The organism is Pseudonocardia sp. HH130629-09, from assembly GCF_001294645.1.
GTDB lineage: Bacteria > Actinomycetota > Actinomycetes > Mycobacteriales > Pseudonocardiaceae > Pseudonocardia.
Genome location: NZ_CP011868.1, coordinates 5,016,674 through 5,030,684, shown reverse-complemented (window position 1 = coordinate 5,030,684; position 14,011 = coordinate 5,016,674). Strand labels below are relative to the sequence as shown.

At 74.3% G+C, this 14,011-nt stretch carries 16 protein-coding genes; 8 read left to right on the top strand and 8 right to left on the bottom strand.

What is annotated here, in order from left to right:
• Window positions 1–9 precede the first annotated feature (9 nt).
• From XF36_RS23335 to XF36_RS23320, 5 genes are all read right to left on the bottom strand, one after another.
• A complete protein-coding gene (locus XF36_RS23335; protein ID WP_060713618.1) occupies window positions 10–441 on the bottom strand; it encodes a DUF1707 SHOCT-like domain-containing protein in 432 nt (143 codons plus the stop codon).
• Complete coding sequence (locus XF36_RS35825) at window positions 323–697, bottom strand: excalibur calcium-binding domain-containing protein (RefSeq protein ID WP_414706259.1); 375 nt, start codon at window positions 695–697, stop codon at window positions 323–325. Before XF36_RS35825 ends, XF36_RS23335 begins: the two co-directional genes overlap by 119 nt.
• Window positions 698–783: 86 nt before the next feature.
• Entirely contained in the window at window positions 784–1,722 is a 939-nt protein-coding gene (locus XF36_RS23330) for an NADPH:quinone oxidoreductase family protein (RefSeq protein WP_060714926.1), read from the bottom strand.
• An 82-nt stretch (window positions 1,723–1,804) separates the two neighbouring features.
• Window positions 1,805–2,620, bottom strand: coding sequence for an NmrA family NAD(P)-binding protein (locus XF36_RS23325; RefSeq protein WP_060713617.1), 816 nt, complete (start codon window positions 2,618–2,620; stop codon window positions 1,805–1,807).
• Window positions 2,617–3,057 carry a nuclear transport factor 2 family protein gene (locus XF36_RS23320; protein ID WP_060713616.1) on the bottom strand — a complete coding sequence of 147 codons (441 nt, stop codon included), beginning with the start codon at window positions 3,055–3,057 and terminating at the stop codon, window positions 2,617–2,619. Before XF36_RS23320 ends, XF36_RS23325 begins: the two co-directional genes overlap by 4 nt.
• An 87-nt stretch (window positions 3,058–3,144) precedes the next feature.
• On the opposite strand from XF36_RS23320, the gene XF36_RS23315 reads away from it, so the two are divergent.
• From XF36_RS23315 to lnt, 8 genes are all read left to right on the top strand, one after another.
• Complete coding sequence (locus XF36_RS23315) at window positions 3,145–3,756, top strand: TetR/AcrR family transcriptional regulator (RefSeq protein ID WP_060713615.1); 612 nt, start codon at window positions 3,145–3,147, stop codon at window positions 3,754–3,756.
• Between the two features lie 83 nt (window positions 3,757–3,839).
• Complete coding sequence (locus XF36_RS23310) at window positions 3,840–4,553, top strand: TetR/AcrR family transcriptional regulator (protein ID WP_168169565.1); 714 nt, start codon at window positions 3,840–3,842, stop codon at window positions 4,551–4,553.
• Window positions 4,554–4,692: 139 nt separating this feature from the next.
• On the top strand, window positions 4,693–4,893 hold the full coding sequence (locus tag XF36_RS32700) for a hypothetical protein (protein ID WP_168169564.1): 201 nt from the start codon (window positions 4,693–4,695) through the stop codon (window positions 4,891–4,893).
• A 110-nt stretch (window positions 4,894–5,003) separates the two neighbouring features.
• Window positions 5,004–5,942, top strand: coding sequence for a DNA-binding protein WhiA (whiA, locus tag XF36_RS23305; RefSeq protein ID WP_060713613.1), 939 nt, complete (start codon window positions 5,004–5,006; stop codon window positions 5,940–5,942).
• Window positions 5,943–6,040: 98 nt separating this feature from the next.
• Window positions 6,041–7,282, top strand: a complete 1,242-nt coding sequence (locus tag XF36_RS23300) for an ATP-grasp domain-containing protein (protein ID WP_060713612.1) — start codon at window positions 6,041–6,043, stop codon at window positions 7,280–7,282.
• An 84-nt stretch (window positions 7,283–7,366) separates the two neighbouring features.
• Entirely contained in the window at window positions 7,367–9,361 is a 1,995-nt protein-coding gene (locus tag XF36_RS23295) for a hypothetical protein (RefSeq protein ID WP_238588997.1), read from the top strand.
• Between the two features lie 95 nt (window positions 9,362–9,456).
• Entirely contained in the window at window positions 9,457–10,818 is a 1,362-nt protein-coding gene (gene mptB, locus XF36_RS23290; protein ID WP_060713610.1) for a polyprenol phosphomannose-dependent alpha 1,6 mannosyltransferase MptB, read from the top strand.
• Between the two features lie 4 nt (window positions 10,819–10,822).
• Window positions 10,823–12,319 carry an apolipoprotein N-acyltransferase gene (gene lnt / locus XF36_RS23285; protein ID WP_145981473.1) on the top strand — a complete coding sequence of 499 codons (1,497 nt, stop codon included), beginning with the start codon at window positions 10,823–10,825 and terminating at the stop codon, window positions 12,317–12,319.
• Here lnt and XF36_RS23280 read toward each other — a convergent pair.
• From XF36_RS23280 to XF36_RS23270, 3 genes are all read right to left on the bottom strand, one after another.
• Window positions 12,294–12,872 carry a GNAT family N-acetyltransferase gene (locus XF36_RS23280; protein ID WP_060713609.1) on the bottom strand — a complete coding sequence of 193 codons (579 nt, stop codon included), beginning with the start codon at window positions 12,870–12,872 and terminating at the stop codon, window positions 12,294–12,296. The genes lnt and XF36_RS23280 overlap by 26 nt on opposite strands.
• 213 nt (window positions 12,873–13,085) lie before the next feature.
• Window positions 13,086–13,289: a cold-shock protein gene (locus XF36_RS23275; protein WP_020627798.1), complete on the bottom strand. Its 204-nt coding sequence runs from the start codon at window positions 13,287–13,289 to the stop codon at window positions 13,086–13,088.
• Between the two features lie 341 nt (window positions 13,290–13,630).
• On the bottom strand, window positions 13,631–13,963 hold the full coding sequence (locus XF36_RS23270) for a hypothetical protein (RefSeq protein WP_060713608.1): 333 nt from the start codon (window positions 13,961–13,963) through the stop codon (window positions 13,631–13,633).
• Window positions 13,964–14,011 lie beyond the last annotated feature (48 nt).

Below are 14,011 nucleotides of genomic sequence, written 5' to 3'. Positions count from 1 at the left end.
GCGCGGAGGCTACCGGCCGCCGCGCCGGGCACGTCCGGCCCCGGCGCCCCACAGCGTGAGCAGCACCGCACCGGTGGGGGCGGAGAACACGAGGAACCACCAGGGGCTCAGCTCGGTGAGCAGGGCCAGCACGCTGGTCCCGGCGGCAGCCGCGGCGGTCAGGCAGAGCCAGATGATCGACAGGACTTTCATCGCGACGCCGCCGGGCGTCGCGGAGAACACCGTGCCGTCGCGCCGGGCGGCCGCCGAGGCCGCCGGCAGGTCCCGGGTCACCCGGCCCAGGTCGCCCCGGGTGCGCATCCGCCAGACCTCGGTGACGCGCTCATCGTACTCGGCGAGGTCGAGGTAGCCCTCGGCGTGGGCCGCGCGCAACCGGTCGGCGACCGCCTGTCGGTCGGCGTCGGAGATCCGCACGTCCTCGGGTTTCAGCGCCTCGCTCATCTCCTCGATGATGCCTGCGCCGGCCCGGTTCGTGCCAGGTCGTCCGGGTGCCTCGCCCGCAGGCGACGCCGTCGCCGTCGCGGTCACGCTTGCTGCCGTACCCGTGGTCGCCGCGGTGCGGGCGTGGCCCGACGACCCGGCGGGGGTCCTGCGCGGTGACCGTGCCCGCGGCGACACCGGGCAGCGGCCGGGAGTGCCTGCTCCGGTGCGGTGGCGCCCCGACGATGCCGCTGGTGGCCGCGAGCAGGCAGAGCACACCGCCCGCCACGCCCGGCCAGAACCGGCCGCCGCCGGGGTGTTCGTCCGCCGCACGACGGGGATGGCGCCCGGGACGGCCAGGAGTCAGGGAGCGAGCACCAGCTTCCCGACCGCGGAGCGTTCGGCGTAGGCGCGGGTCGCGACGGCGGCGTCGGCCAGCGGCAGCGCCCGCGGCGGCGCCGGGTGCAGCTCGCCGGCGGCGATCCGGCGCAGCACGTCCTCCGCCAGGTCGCGCGAGGCCACCGGGTCGGTACGCGACCAGTCGCCCCAGTCCACCCCGACGACGGTCCGGTTGCGCAGCAGCACGACGTTCGCCGGCAGCCGCGGGATGCCGCCGGAGGTGAAGCCCAGCACGCAGAACCGGCCACCCGTGCCGAGGGCCCGCAGCGCGGCCTCCGCGGCGTCCCCGCCGACCGGGTCGATCACGACGTCCGCTCCCCCGCCGGTGTGCTCGCGGACGGTGTCCTTGAGGCCGTCGTAGCCGACTGCGGCCTCGGCGCCTGCGGCGAGCGCGGCCGCTCGCTTGTCCGGTGTGGACGCGACGGCGAGCACCCGCGCCCCGGCCGCGCGGGAGTGGTCGATCGCGGCCCGGCCGATCCCGCCGCTCGCGCCGAGCACGACGACCCACTCGCCGGGGCGGACCGCGACCCGCTCCCGCAGTGCGAAGGCGATCGTCCCGTGGCTCTCCATCGAGCTCGCCGCGACAGCCGGGTCTACTCCGTCCGGCACCGGCACGAGGAGGTCCTCCGGGACCACGACGTGGCTGGCGAACCCACCGAAGGACATCAGCAGTGCGGCGACCCGCCGCCCGTCCGCGGTCGTCCCGGCGACGGCCGTGCCCGGGGTGAACGGGAGCGGTGGGCGCAGCTGGTAGCCGCCGCGGGCGATCAGGCCGTCGACGAAGCTGACCGCTGTCGCCTCGACCGAGACGAGCACCTCGCCCGGTCCCGGCTCCGGGGTCGGCTCCTCCACCAGCTCGAACCGCTCCGGATCGGCGAACTCCCTGCAGACCACCCGTCGCACCACGCCTCCTCGCCTCGTCCAGCGCGTCCGCGGGCGAGCCTCGCACGCGGGTGCCCGAAGTCGGCCGCCGGTGTGGCCGTGGTCATGGCCGGACGGGGCCGGCCTCGCGCAGCACGTCCCGCACGCTGCGCGGGTCGTGCCCGGTGATCCGTCGCACCGCGTCGCTGGTGGCCGCCTGGGCGCCGTCGGCGATGAGCCCGTCGAGCCCGGCGAGCACGGCCGCGTAGTCGGCGGGCATGCCGTCCGCGACGAGCCGGTCGGCCATCGCGGGCACGTCCACCCGGCGGTGCCGGGCCGCCCGGCCGGTGACCTCGGTCCAGATCGAGCACACGTCGTCGTAGGACAGCGCCTCCGGGCCGGTGACGACCACGTCGTGCTCCGGTGGTGCCGGGTCGAGCAGCAGCGCGGTGGCGACGGCGGCGATGTCCGCGGCGTCGACGAACGGGACCCGTCCGTCCCCGGTGGCGGTGACGACCTCGCCGGCGCGCAGCCCGCGGGCGGCGAGGTGCTCACCGACCAGGTTCTGGGCGAACCACGACGGCCGCAGCACGCACGGCTCCGGGGCCGTGTCCCGGACGACCTGCTGCACGACACCGGGGCCGGGCGTGCCGCGCCCGACCGCCGAGGAACTCAGCAGTACCACCCGGCGCAGCCCCCGCCGGACGGCCCGCTCCAGGACGGGCGCGACCACGGGAGCGGGGTCGGGTGTGGCGACCGGCGGGAGCAGGTACATCCGCTCGACGCCGTCGAACGCCGCGTCGTGGGTCGCCGGGTCCAGCCAGTCGAACCCCGGGGAGGTGGACCGAGCGGCCCGCCGGACGCCGGCCCCCGCGGCGTCCAGGAGTTCGGCGACCCGCCGGCCGGTCGTACCGGTGGCCCCGGTGACCAACACGGTCATCGCGCGGCCTCCACCAGTCCCGTGCGGCCGAGTACCTGCTGGGCCTCCAGCGGGCTCCAGTGGTCGCGGTAGCCGGTGATCCCGTCCGGGCCGACGGTCACGACCGCGACGTAGCGCAGGGTGTAGTCCGTCCCGGTCGCCACGACCGTGCCGCGCACCGCGAACTCGACGACGAGGGTGTCCGGGTCGCCGGTGGTGTGCCGTACCTCGTCGGTGACGGCGGCGGGCAGCAGCAGCTCGTTGTACCCGGCCACGTAGGCGGCGACGGCGTCCCGGCCGGCGAGCGCCCGCGGCGAGCCCGGGGCCACGAACGGGAAGGTCATCGTGCCGTCGGGGGCCCAGAGCGCGGCGAAGCCCGCCATGTCGTGGGCCAGGACGCGGTCCAGGACCGCGTCCACGGCGGCGTGGGCGCGCCGTCGTCGTGCGTCGTCGTCCATTGGGAGGTCTCCGTTACGGCGATACGGTTCCGTCCCGACGACTATGGACGAGACAGGTCCGTCCCGTCCAGTCGCTATGCTGCGACCGTGCCCAGCCCGCGCCGTGCCCCGTCCGGAGCCGCCGTCCTCCGGCCCGAGCTGACCGAGGCGGTCGTCGACGCCGTGCTGGCCGAGCTCGCCGAGGTCGGCCACGGCCGGCTGTCGATGCAGCGGGTGGCGGCGCGTGCCGGGGTCGGCAAGAGCGCGCTGTACCGGCGCTGGCCCGGCAAGGACGAGATGGTCATGGACGTCGTCGGCCGGTTCGGGGTCCCGCCCGAGCCGTCCCCGGACACCGGCACGCTGGTCGGTGACCTGCGTGCCCTCGTCGTCGGGATGCGGGACTGGCTCGACCACCCCCGGCTGGCGCCGATCGTGCCGGACCTGCTTGCGGAGTCCCGGCGGTCGCCGGGCCTGGCAGAGGCGTTCCGGTCCCGGCTCGCCGGGCCGCGCCGGGCCCGGTCGCGGGAGGTGCTCGACCGGGCCGTCGCGCGGGGGGATATCGCGCCGGAGCAGGCCCGCGGGGTGGAGGCGGAGCTCGTCGTCGACCTGCTCGGCAGCGTGCCGTTCTGGCGGCTGGCGGTGCACGGCGGGCCGATCGACGAGGACGGCGCGACCGCCCTCGCCGAGCTCGTCGCGCGCGGGATGACCGCGCCGCGCTGAGCCGGCCGGGGGGCGCATGATCCACTGTTGTCCGGGGTCCGGTCCTCCTCCGGCCGGGCCCGCCGGGGAGGAGCATGGTCGGCGTGTCGTCCGAGCACGGGGAGCCCGGGGCCGCGGGCGACCCCCGGTCCGACGGCCGCAGCACGCGCTGGGAGACGCACCGCGCGCGCCGTCGTGAGCAGGTGGTCGACGCGGCGCTCGTCGTGCTGGGCCGTGACGGGCAGGACTTCGGCCTCGACCAGGTGGCCCACGAGGCGGGTGTCACCAAGCCGGTGATCTACCGGCACTTCGGCGACCGGGCGGCGCTGCTCGACGCGATGGCGGCCCGGGCGACCGACCGGCTCATGGAGCGGCTGATGCCCGTCCTGTACCGGGAGAACGCGGCGCGAACGCGGATCCACGACTCGGTCGACGCGGTGCTGGGCTTCCTCGAGGACTCGCCGGGCGTCGACCTGCTGTTCCGCCGGCGGCTGCCCGGCCAGCGGGGCGAGGTCGTCGACGCGGGCCGAGAGTTCATCGCCTCCGCCCTGGCCGGGGTGCTCGGCTCGTCGGCCGCGGCGCTGGGCATCGAGGAGTCCGAGCTGGTCGGGGTGTGGTCGCGGTCCCTGGTGGGCTCGGTGCAGGCGACCGCGGAGTGGTGGCTGCGCGGCCGCGAGACGGGGACCGCCCCGGCCCGCGAGGTCGTGGCCGAGCACCTGACGGTCCTCATCTGGGCCCAGATCGCTGGTCTGGCCCGGCGCAGAGGGGTCACCCTGAGTGGTGAATCGCCACTCCCCGTCGATACCGTCCCGAAATAGGCGTTACTCCATGTATAGGGTACCGTCCCGACCCGGTCGCCCGGCCGGTCCCTGACACGGCGGCGGCCGCCGGATGTATCTGCGCACGGGCCCCGTCCACCGGGGAACGCCGGGCGCGCAGTCGTGCGGAGGGGGAACCATGCCCGAGGGGACGAACGGCGGGGGAGGTCCGGGACCGGTGCCGGTCCCGTCCGGCGAGCTGGCGCCGGGTGGGCCGCGGGCGAAGGCCCAGGGCTGCCTGTGCTCGGTGCTGGCGAACGCGGCCTACCGGTCGGGGGCGCAGGCCCTCCCCTGCATCGATCCGCGCTGCCCGATGCACGCGCCCCCGTCCGAGGACTGATCCCGCCACGGTGGGGCGCCGCCTGCGCCCCACTCGTCCGGGCAGGGCGGGGACGCACCTCGGGGGATGTGCGTTCCCGTCCTGCCACCTCCCCTCCCCAGGAGGCGACCGTGTTCGACCTGGAGCGTGTCACCGCCGAGCTGCGCCGCGAGCTCGGCGCGGTCCGCGAGGGGCGTGCCGCCGCCCGGCACGCCGGTCTCGTCGCCCAGCTGCGGCTGGCGGGTGAGGTCGGCGTCCGCGACGGCACCACGACGATCCGCGCCGAGTTCGACGCCCCGGCCCCCGCCCTGCGCCTGGGCGCGGAGCTGAACGCACTCCACGGCCGTGGCGGGCTGCGCTCCGAGGTCGTGACCGGCGGCGCCGGGACCCTGCGCTACCAGGTGCGGGTGACGGCGCCGGGCGCCGACCTCGCCCGGGCGACGGGCCTGGTCGACCGGACCGGGCGGCCGGTGCTCGGGCTGCCGCCGGCCGTCGTCGCGGCGGGGCCCGTCGTCGCGGCCGGGGTCTGGCGCGGGGCGCTGATCGCCCGCGGACGGGTCGTCCGGCCGGCCGGGCGTGTCCGGCTGGTGGTCACCTGCCCCGGGCCGGCCGTCGTGCTGGCCCTGGTCGGGGTGGCCCGCGGGTTGGGGGTCCTGGCCGAGCCGCAGGAGACCGTGACCGAGCACCGGGTGGTGGTGCGCGACCCGGAGAGCGTCGAGTCCCTGCTGCGCAGCGTCGGAGCGCCGGGCGTGGCCGAGGTGCTGGGCCGGTTCCCGGTCGTGCCGCGGGCCGCGACGCCTGCGGACGGGTCGTTGCAGACGGTCAACGCCCGCCGCGCCGCGACGGCCGCCGCCGCGACGACGGAGCGTGTCCGGGCCGCGCTGCGGGTGCTCGGCGACGACGTCGTGCCCCACCTGCGCGAGACCGCCCTGCTGCGGCTGGAGCACCCGTCGCTGTCGCTGGCCGAGCTCGGCCGTCTCGCCGACCCGCCGCTGACCAAGGATACCGTCGCCGGACGGCTGCGCCGACTGGTCCGGCTCGCCGGCGTCGCCGGGCCCGACGAGGACTGACCGGGTCGCCACGATCCGCCCGCCGGGTGCACCCGGGGTACGGTGTGGACTCAAGCATTCGCCGCCTAAATTCGTCGAAATCGGGAGGTTGCCTTTCCATGCCTCGGTCCGACTCAGTCGCCAAGAATCCGGAAAAGGGATACGTCGCTCTTCTCGGGTGGAGTCTCAATGCGGTGGAGGCGATCGACCGCTTCGACCGCCGGTACGTCGTCGTGGCCCCGGACTGGGCGGAGAAGTATTGCAAGGAACACGAGATCCCGTACGTCCCGTGGAACTTCGAGCGGCTGAACGACCGTTCGATGGAGATCGCGGAGACCTTGCAGGGGATGGGCGTCGACGTCGCCATCCCGCTGTTCGAGGAAACCGTGGAATGGGCCGGCGCGATCAATTCGGTGCTGCTCGACAACCCGCGGCTGTTCGGGCAGGCGATGCTGCTTCGGGACAAGGCGCTGATGAAGCGTCGCGCGCAGCTCGGCGGGATCCGGGTGGGCATCTTCGAGGAGGCCCACGACCGTGACGACATCGTCCGCTTCCTCAAGCGCGTCAACCAGACCCTGCTGAAGCTCGACGGCGACCCGAACGACCCGATCCACATCAAGGCGTTCGACAAGGCGGGGTGCCTCGGGCACCGCGTGGTGCGCACCTACGAGGACATCGACAACATCCCGGACGAGGAGTTCCCGCTCCTGATGGAGTCCCACCTCGACGGGTGGGAGTTCGCCGTCGAGGCGTGGGTGCACAAGGGGAAGATCAAGTTCCTCAACATCTCCGAGTACGTCACCCTCGGCTACTCGGTGTTCGTGCCGGCGACCCCGGAGCTGGAGAAGTACCGGCCCGCGATCACCGCCCAGATCGAGAAGCTGATCAAGACCTTCGACATCGAGTTCGGCTTCGTCCACCCGGAGTACTTCGTCACCTCCGACGGCGAGATGTACTTCGGCGAGGTCGCGTACCGGCCGCCGGGCTTCAAGGTCTTCGAGCTGCTCGAGCGCTCCTACGGCTTCAACGCCTACCAGGGCCTCGTGCTGGCGTTCGACCCGAAGACCACCGAGGAGGAGATCGACGCCTTCTTCCCGAAGGAGGTCGAGGGTGCCTCCGGCGTGGCCGGCTGCTTCGGGGTCTACCCGCGCCGCCGCGTCGTCAGCAGCCTGCAGATCCCCGAGGAGACCGAGGACGACGACTACTACGAGTCGCACGACCTCACGTCGCCGGTCGAGGAGACGGTGACGAAGAGGACCGCGTTCGGCACACACTGGGGTCTGCTCTACTTCTTCGGGGACGACCCCTACCGGATGCGGGATCTGTTGAAGAAGCAGGAAGAACTCGACTTCTACGTCTGAGGGCGGGTACCCCGCCCACGGCCGTGGAGCCCGAACGAGGGAAGCCGTGTGAAACCGACCGTCGACGTCGCGAGTGGGACCTCCGTGCTGGACAGGCGCCTGGTCTCGCTCGACGACGCCACCCGCGACCTTGCCCGGACCCCGGACTTCGGCAAGACGACGAAGATCCGCAGGGTTCTGGAGCAGCTCCGTCGCGTGCTGTTGCAGGAGGGTGGCCCCGCCGCCGTGCAGGCCCGTGCCCGGCAGCTGGAGGAAGCCGGTGTGTTCGCCGGCACCGACTGGGCCCAACCCGACATCCTCGTCCCGGCGTTCGTCGGGGCGGGGCTGCACAGCGGCGTCGCCGACACGGTGGTGATGGAGGCGACCAGCGAGCTGCGGATGCTCGCGGTCGCCCTGGGGGAGTACGACCACCCCGCGATCTCGGCCGACGAGGCCCGCCAGTTCCTGTCCCAGGTGCTGGCGATGAACCTGGAGCTGCTGTTCACCCCGCCGACCGAGGCGGAGCGGGTCCACGAGGGCCGCACGGCCCAGATGATCCGCGATCTGTTCCGGCACATCGCCGAGGGCATCGGCTACGACAGCATCCTCGACAAGCTGGTCGCCGAGATCTGGCGGATCCTGCGCCAGCGTCCGATCCAGGTCGACCAGGTGACGTCGCTGATCACCCGGCTGTCGGTGTGGCGCGGCGACCCCAGCGTCGACCTGTCCTCCGGGCAGGGCCTCGATCGGCTGATCACCGCGCTGTTCGGGACCACCGAGGCGAGTCGCGAGGACCCGGGCATCGACGTCTTCCGCTCGCGTCTGGAGGCGATGGACACCGGCGGCCTGCAGTACGAGGCGGCCGGGTTCGCCCGGGCCATGCACGACACCGGGCTCGTGTCGCCGTACCACGCGGAGCTGCTGCAGTTCCTGCGGCACGAGAGCGACTACCTGCTCGCCGAGGCGCTCGGTCTGTCCGACACCGGCAAGAACTGCCTGCTGCGCTACCGCGACCTGGTCCACCGGCTGATCGAGGAGGCCGTCACCCCGCACACCGCGCAGTGCATCTACGGTCTGGCGCTGCTGCTCGACCGCGGGATCCTCTACGAACCGCCGGTCGTGCCCGGGCTGTGGCGCCAGATCGCGCTCGAGATCGGCCCGGCCGCCCGAGAACGCCTGGTCGCCGCATTCGGCGAGCAGCCCGAGCCCGAGGTACGGCTGCTGGCCGGCGTGCTGTCGATGCTGGGCCAGCCGCTCGGCGTCGGGCAGGGTGACAACCCCACCTGCCAGTCCGCGCGCGCCCTGTCGATGTGGGCCTACAACGACCCGGACTACCTGCTCCAGATGGTCGTCTGGGCGGCCCGCGACGACGAGATCGTCATGCACTTCGAGGGGCAGCGGATCTCGTCGCAGGAGATCGGGGCCGGGGTCGCGGAGAAGCTGCCGATCGACCTCGACCCGGTGTCGCTGGTCGTCGTCCCGCACCTGGACCGGATCTACGCCGAGATGGGCCGCCGCTGCGCGGACCGGCCCGGTGACCCGCACCGCTGGGTCAACCCGGAGTTCCACGGCTGGTGGGCGGCCCGTGGCTTCCACATCAACGTCGACGTCGGGACCGGCAACCTCATCGACCTCGACGAGTTCCTGCGCCAGTTCCACGCCGGGTACCACCCCGGGTACAACGGCGGTCAGCCGCTGATCCACCCGCAGCCCGCGGGGATCGCGGTCACCGACAGCGCCGCCCGCTACGTCGGCTGGCACGCGATCGCGATCCTGCGGGTCGCACCGGACCCGAACGACGTGATGCGGGTGTACTTCTACAACCCGAACAACGACAGCGGGCAGGACTGGGGCGACGGCGTCGTCGTCTCGACCGCGGGCAACGGGGAGCGGTTCGGCGAGGCGTCGCTGCCGTTCGACCAGTTCGCGTCGCGGCTCTACATCTTCCACGGCGACCCGCTGGAGCACGGGGAGCCCGAGCGGGTGCCCGCCGAGGACATCGCCACGATCGTCGGCTACATCGAACGCAGCTGGGGTGTCGACCGGCTCCCCGCCGGCGCGCTCCAGGCCTCCGACGGCCCGGCGGCCCCGACCGTCTGACCCGGGCCGTGGGGGAGGAACGCCGCCCGGACCCGCCGCCGCTTGCGCCGGGTCCCGCCGAGGAAGCTCCGCCTGCGCCCGGGGCCGTCGACGGGGTGCCGACGGTGCTCGGCGCGGCCGGAGCGGTGCTGCTGACCGGCGGTGCCTGGGCGGTGGTGCTCCGGCCCGGGTCGGCGCTCGCGCTCGGCGCCGCGGTGGCCGGGATGGGTCTGGTCGTCGTGGCGTGGTTGCTGCTGGTGCGCGCACCGGTGGTCCCCGCCCACGCGGTGCGTGCGCTGCTCGCGTGGGCCGCGCCGCTGCTCGTCGCGCCGCCGCTGTTCTCCCGCGACGTGTACAGCTACCTCGCCCAGGGGATGGTCGCGCTCGGCGGGGCCGACCCGCACCGGACCGGTCCGGCGGCCGGGCTGCCCGCCGGGTCGCCGGTCCTCGTGCGGGTCGACGGCTACTGGCGGGGGACTCCGTCGCCCTACGGGCCGGTGACCGACCTGTGGCAGAAGGCGGTCGCCGCGGTCGCCGGGGACGGGGTGGTCGTCGGGGTGGCGGCGTACCGGCTGCTCGCCGTCGTCGCGGTGGCGGGGATCGCGTGGGCCGTGGTGCGCCTGGCCCGCGTGCACGGGGTCCCGCCCGGGACGGCGCTGGCGTGGGGGGTCGCGAACCCGCTGGTGCTCTGGCACGTCGTCGGCGGGATGCACAACGACGGGCCGATGCTCGCGCTGCTGCTCCTGGGGCTCGCCGTCGGGCTGTGCGGGCAGCGGGCGTCGCTCGTCGCCGGCACCGCGCTCGTCGCGCTCGGGGCGCTGGTGAAGGTCCCCGCGGCGGCCGGGCTCGTGGTCCTGGCGGTCGCCGCGATCCGGTCCGCGTCCGGCCGTGCCCACCGGTGGGCCGCGGTCGCACTGGTCGCGGGGGTCTCCGTGGTGGTCGCGCTCGTGGTGTCGGCCGTCGAGGTCGGCGCGGGGAGCTGGCTCGCCGCGGTCTCCGCACCCGGGCAGCTGTTCAGCTGGATGGCGCCGACCAACTGGGCCGCGGCGCTCGCGGGCGTGCTCGGCGCGGACCCGGTCGCGGCGCTGACGGTGGCGCGGACCGTCGGGACGGTGCTCGCCGCGGTGCTCGCGGCCGGGGTGCTCGTGGCGCACGCCCGCGGCCGGACCACCGCGACGACGGCGCTCGGCCTGGTGCTCGGCGCCGTCGTCGTGCTCGGGCCGGTGCTGCATCCGTGGTACCTGCTGTGGGCCCTGACCCCGCTGGCCTGCGTGCCGCACCGCCCGCGGCCGCGGGCGGTGCTGACCGGGGTCGTGGCGGTGTCCGCGGTGCTGGTGCCGCCGCTCGCGGGGGACTTCTCCGGTCGGCCGGGGCAGCTCGTGGCCGCCTACGCGGGCGCGCTGCTCGTCGTCGGCGTGGTGGTGGCGGTGCTCGTCCGGACCCGCGCGCGGGCCCGCGCCGCGACCGGATCATGCTGACCCCGTGGTGAAGGCACTCGCGCCGCGGATCGCGGCGGTCGTCGTCGGCGGGGTGCTGCTGCACCTGGCGTTCCCGCCGCGCACCGTGTGGTGGACCGCGATCGTGGCGTTCGCGCTGCTCTGGTGGGCCCTGTCCGGGGTCCGGGTGCGCCGCGCCGCGTGGCTCGGTGCGGTGTTCGGGTTCGCGTTCTACCTGGCGCACCTGATGTGGATCCAGGACTTCCTGGGCCGCGACTACGGGCCGTTCCCGTGGGTCGGCCTGTCGCTGGTGATGGCGGGGTTCCCGGCGCTCGGCGGCGCACTCGTGGCCCTCGCCGCCCGGTTGCCCGCCGCACCGGTGTGGGGTGCGCTCGCGTTCGCCGCGCAGGAGTGGCTGCAGAGCAGGTTCCCGCTGAACGGTTTCCCCTGGGGCCGGGTCGCGTTCGGGCAGGTCGAGGGCCCGTTCCTGCCGCTGGCCGCGAGCGGTGGGGCCCCGCTGGTGTCGGTCGCGGTGGTCGCGGCCGGATTCTGCGTGGCGGCGTTCCTGCAGCGCCCCCGCCGGGTCGTCGGCCTCGTCCCGGTCGTGGCGATCGTGCTCGTGCTGCTCGCGGTGCCGACCCCGCCCGTCGACGCCCAGGACGGCAACCGGACCGTCGCGGTCGTGCAGGGCAACGCCCCCGACATCGGGCTCGGCCTGTTCTCGGCCGGTCGGACCCTGCGCGCGAACAGCCTCGCCGAGACCTCCGTGCTGGCCGACCGGGTCCGGTCCGGAGCGGTCGCGCGGCCGGACCTCGTCGTGTGGCCGGAGAGCTCGCTGTCGACCGACGGCGTCGACCCGGCGGTCGACCGGGCCGTCGACGCGCTCGGCGTTCCGTTCCTGATCGGCGCCAACTACGAGGCGGGTGCGACCGACACCGAGAACGCCGTGGTCGTCTGGAACCCGGGGACCGGGGCGGGGGAGCGCTACGCGAAGCAGGAGCTCGTGCCGTTCGGCGAGCGCATCCCGCTGCGGGCGGTCACGCAGTACCTGACCCCGTTCGTCGCGCTGGCCGACTTCACCCCGGGTACGGCGCCCGGGGTCCTGCCCGTCGCGGGCACCCGGGTGGCCACGGCGATCTGCTACGAGACCGCCTACGACCACGTGCTGCGCGACGGCGTCGCCGACGGCGGTTCGCTGCTGGTGATCCCGACCAACAACGCCTGGTACGGGCGGGGTGAGATGACGTGGCAGCACCTCGCGATGTCGCGGCTGCGGGCCGTCGAGCACGGCCGGGCCGCGGTCGTCGCGGCGCTGTCCGGGGCGAGCGCGGTGATCCGGCCGGACGGCTCCGTCGTCGCCCGGACCGGGCTCTACACCGCCGACACCCTGGTCGAGCAGGTGCCGCTGCGCACCGAGCTGACGTTCGCGACCCGCTGGGGCGCCTGGTTCGAGCACGGTCTGGCGCTCGCCGGGCTGCTCGCCGCCGCGGCCGGGTACCTGCTGCGCCGCCGGGAGCTCAGCCGGACGTCGACCGGCGCATGAACACCCGCGGGAACCCGCCGGACACCCCGGTGGTCTTCGCGGCGACCGTGAACCCGCCCGCCTCGAACAACGCGCGGGTGCCGACGTAGGCCATCGTCAGGTCGACCCGGGCTCCCCGGTCGTCCACCGGGTAGCCCTCGACGGCCGGTGCTCCCTGGTCGCGGGCGTACCCGACGGCACCGGCGAGCAGGGCGTGCTCGATGCCGCGGCCCCGGTGGCCGGCACGGACCCGGAAGCACCACACCGACCAGACCGGGAGATCGTCGACGCGCGGGATGGTGCGGGAGCGGGCGAACGGCAGCTCCGCGCGTGGGGCCACGGCGGCCCAGCCGACCGGTTCGCCGTCGTCGTGGGCGACGACGCCGGGTGCGACCGCGCGGGTCGTCAGCTCCCGGACGTACTCGCCCCGGGCCCGGCCGGTCAGGGCCCGGTTCCGCGCCGCGGGCAGCCGGTGCGAGAGGCACCAGCAGACCGACGCGTCGGGGGAACGCTTCGGGCCCAGCAGGGTCGCGAGGGCGTCGAAGGAGGCGGCCGGAGCGACGACGAGGGGCACCGCGCCACGCTAGTCCGGGCACGTGTCACCGAGTATCCGGCGCCCGCGGGCCTCGATGCCGTCGTACCCGGGAAGCCGGCCTCGATCAGCGCGGACCGACGGACGGCGACCGGGTGCCAACGACCCGGAAGACGCCGATGGCGGCACCCCCAGTGGGGACGCCGCCGTCGGACGGAGGAACTACTGCCCGGCGCTACGGCCGGGCGGGGTGTCTCAGCGAGGGGACACCGAGGAGGCCTGCGGGCCCTTGGCGCCCTGCGTGACCTCGTAGGACACGGCCTGGTTCTCCTGCAGCTCCTTGAAGCCGCTGCCCTCGATCGCCGAGTAGTGGACGAACACGTCAGCGCCGCCGTCCTCGGGAGCGATGAAGCCGAAGCCCTTCTCGGCGTTGAACCACTTCACGGTTCCGTTGGTCATGGTGACTCCTTGTCATGCAGCTTTCGGACGGAACAACCACGTCGTGCGGCTGCCCGGGTCAGAGGAATTCCCAGACGGCAGCCAGCTTCAGCTACACCAAAGACAGCGGATCCGCCCGCATCATCATTCTGCGGACGCGTGCGAAACACGAAACTCAGAACTACGGTGACCGAGAGGAACGCTACCGCAGCACGCGGTGTGGGCCAAACACCCGTTCCTCCCGGCGGGCCCGGAGGCGACGATCCCGGGTCCGTGACCTGCTGATCATGGTGCCGATCGTGACCCTCGTCACCGACGGGTCGTCGCCCCGGGGACCAGGGCGACGACCCGTCGTCGGGGGATCAGGCGCCGGTGGCGGCCCGCTGCCGCACCGCGATGGGTGCGCCGGCGAGGTCCTCCTCGTTGCAGAGCAGCTTGAGCTCGTAGTACGCGGCCTCCGAGGCCTCGTTGTAGTCGAGGTGGATGGCGATCACGTCCACCGGCTCGCCCAGCCAGGTCTCGGTCTCGCGCAGCCACTGCGCGGCACGTTCCAGCGCGGTCGGGAGGTCGTTGTCGCGGAACTGGACCGGGCGGAACGGTACGTCCTGGATCCCGTCGAGCTGGTGTGCCGGGCGGGGGAGGCCACCGGCCAGTCCCGCGTCGTCCAGTTCGAGCGCTACCGGGTTCTCACTCATTCCTCCAGGATCCCGCATCACACCCTGTCGTCGCACCCCACCACCCCG

Bases quoted from the DNA above. Each gene is read 5' to 3' on its own strand.
- XF36_RS23335 (WP_060713618.1), bottom strand. From the start codon at position 441: ATGAGCGAGGCGCTGAAACCCGAGGACGTGCGGATCTCCGACGCCGAC.
- XF36_RS23325 (WP_060713617.1), bottom strand. From the start codon at position 2,620: ATGACCGTGTTGGTCACCGGGGCCACCGGTACGACCGGCCGGCGGGTC.
- XF36_RS23320 (WP_060713616.1), bottom strand. From the start codon at position 3,057: ATGGACGACGACGCACGACGACGGCGCGCCCACGCCGCCGTGGACGCG.
- XF36_RS32700 (WP_168169564.1), top strand. From the start codon at position 4,693: ATGCCCGAGGGGACGAACGGCGGGGGAGGTCCGGGACCGGTGCCGGTC.
- XF36_RS23300 (WP_060713612.1), top strand. From the start codon at position 6,041: ATGCCTCGGTCCGACTCAGTCGCCAAGAATCCGGAAAAGGGATACGTC.
- XF36_RS23275 (WP_020627798.1), bottom strand. From the start codon at position 13,289: ATGACCAACGGAACCGTGAAGTGGTTCAACGCCGAGAAGGGCTTCGGC.
- XF36_RS23270 (WP_060713608.1), bottom strand. From the start codon at position 13,963: ATGAGTGAGAACCCGGTAGCGCTCGAACTGGACGACGCGGGACTGGCC.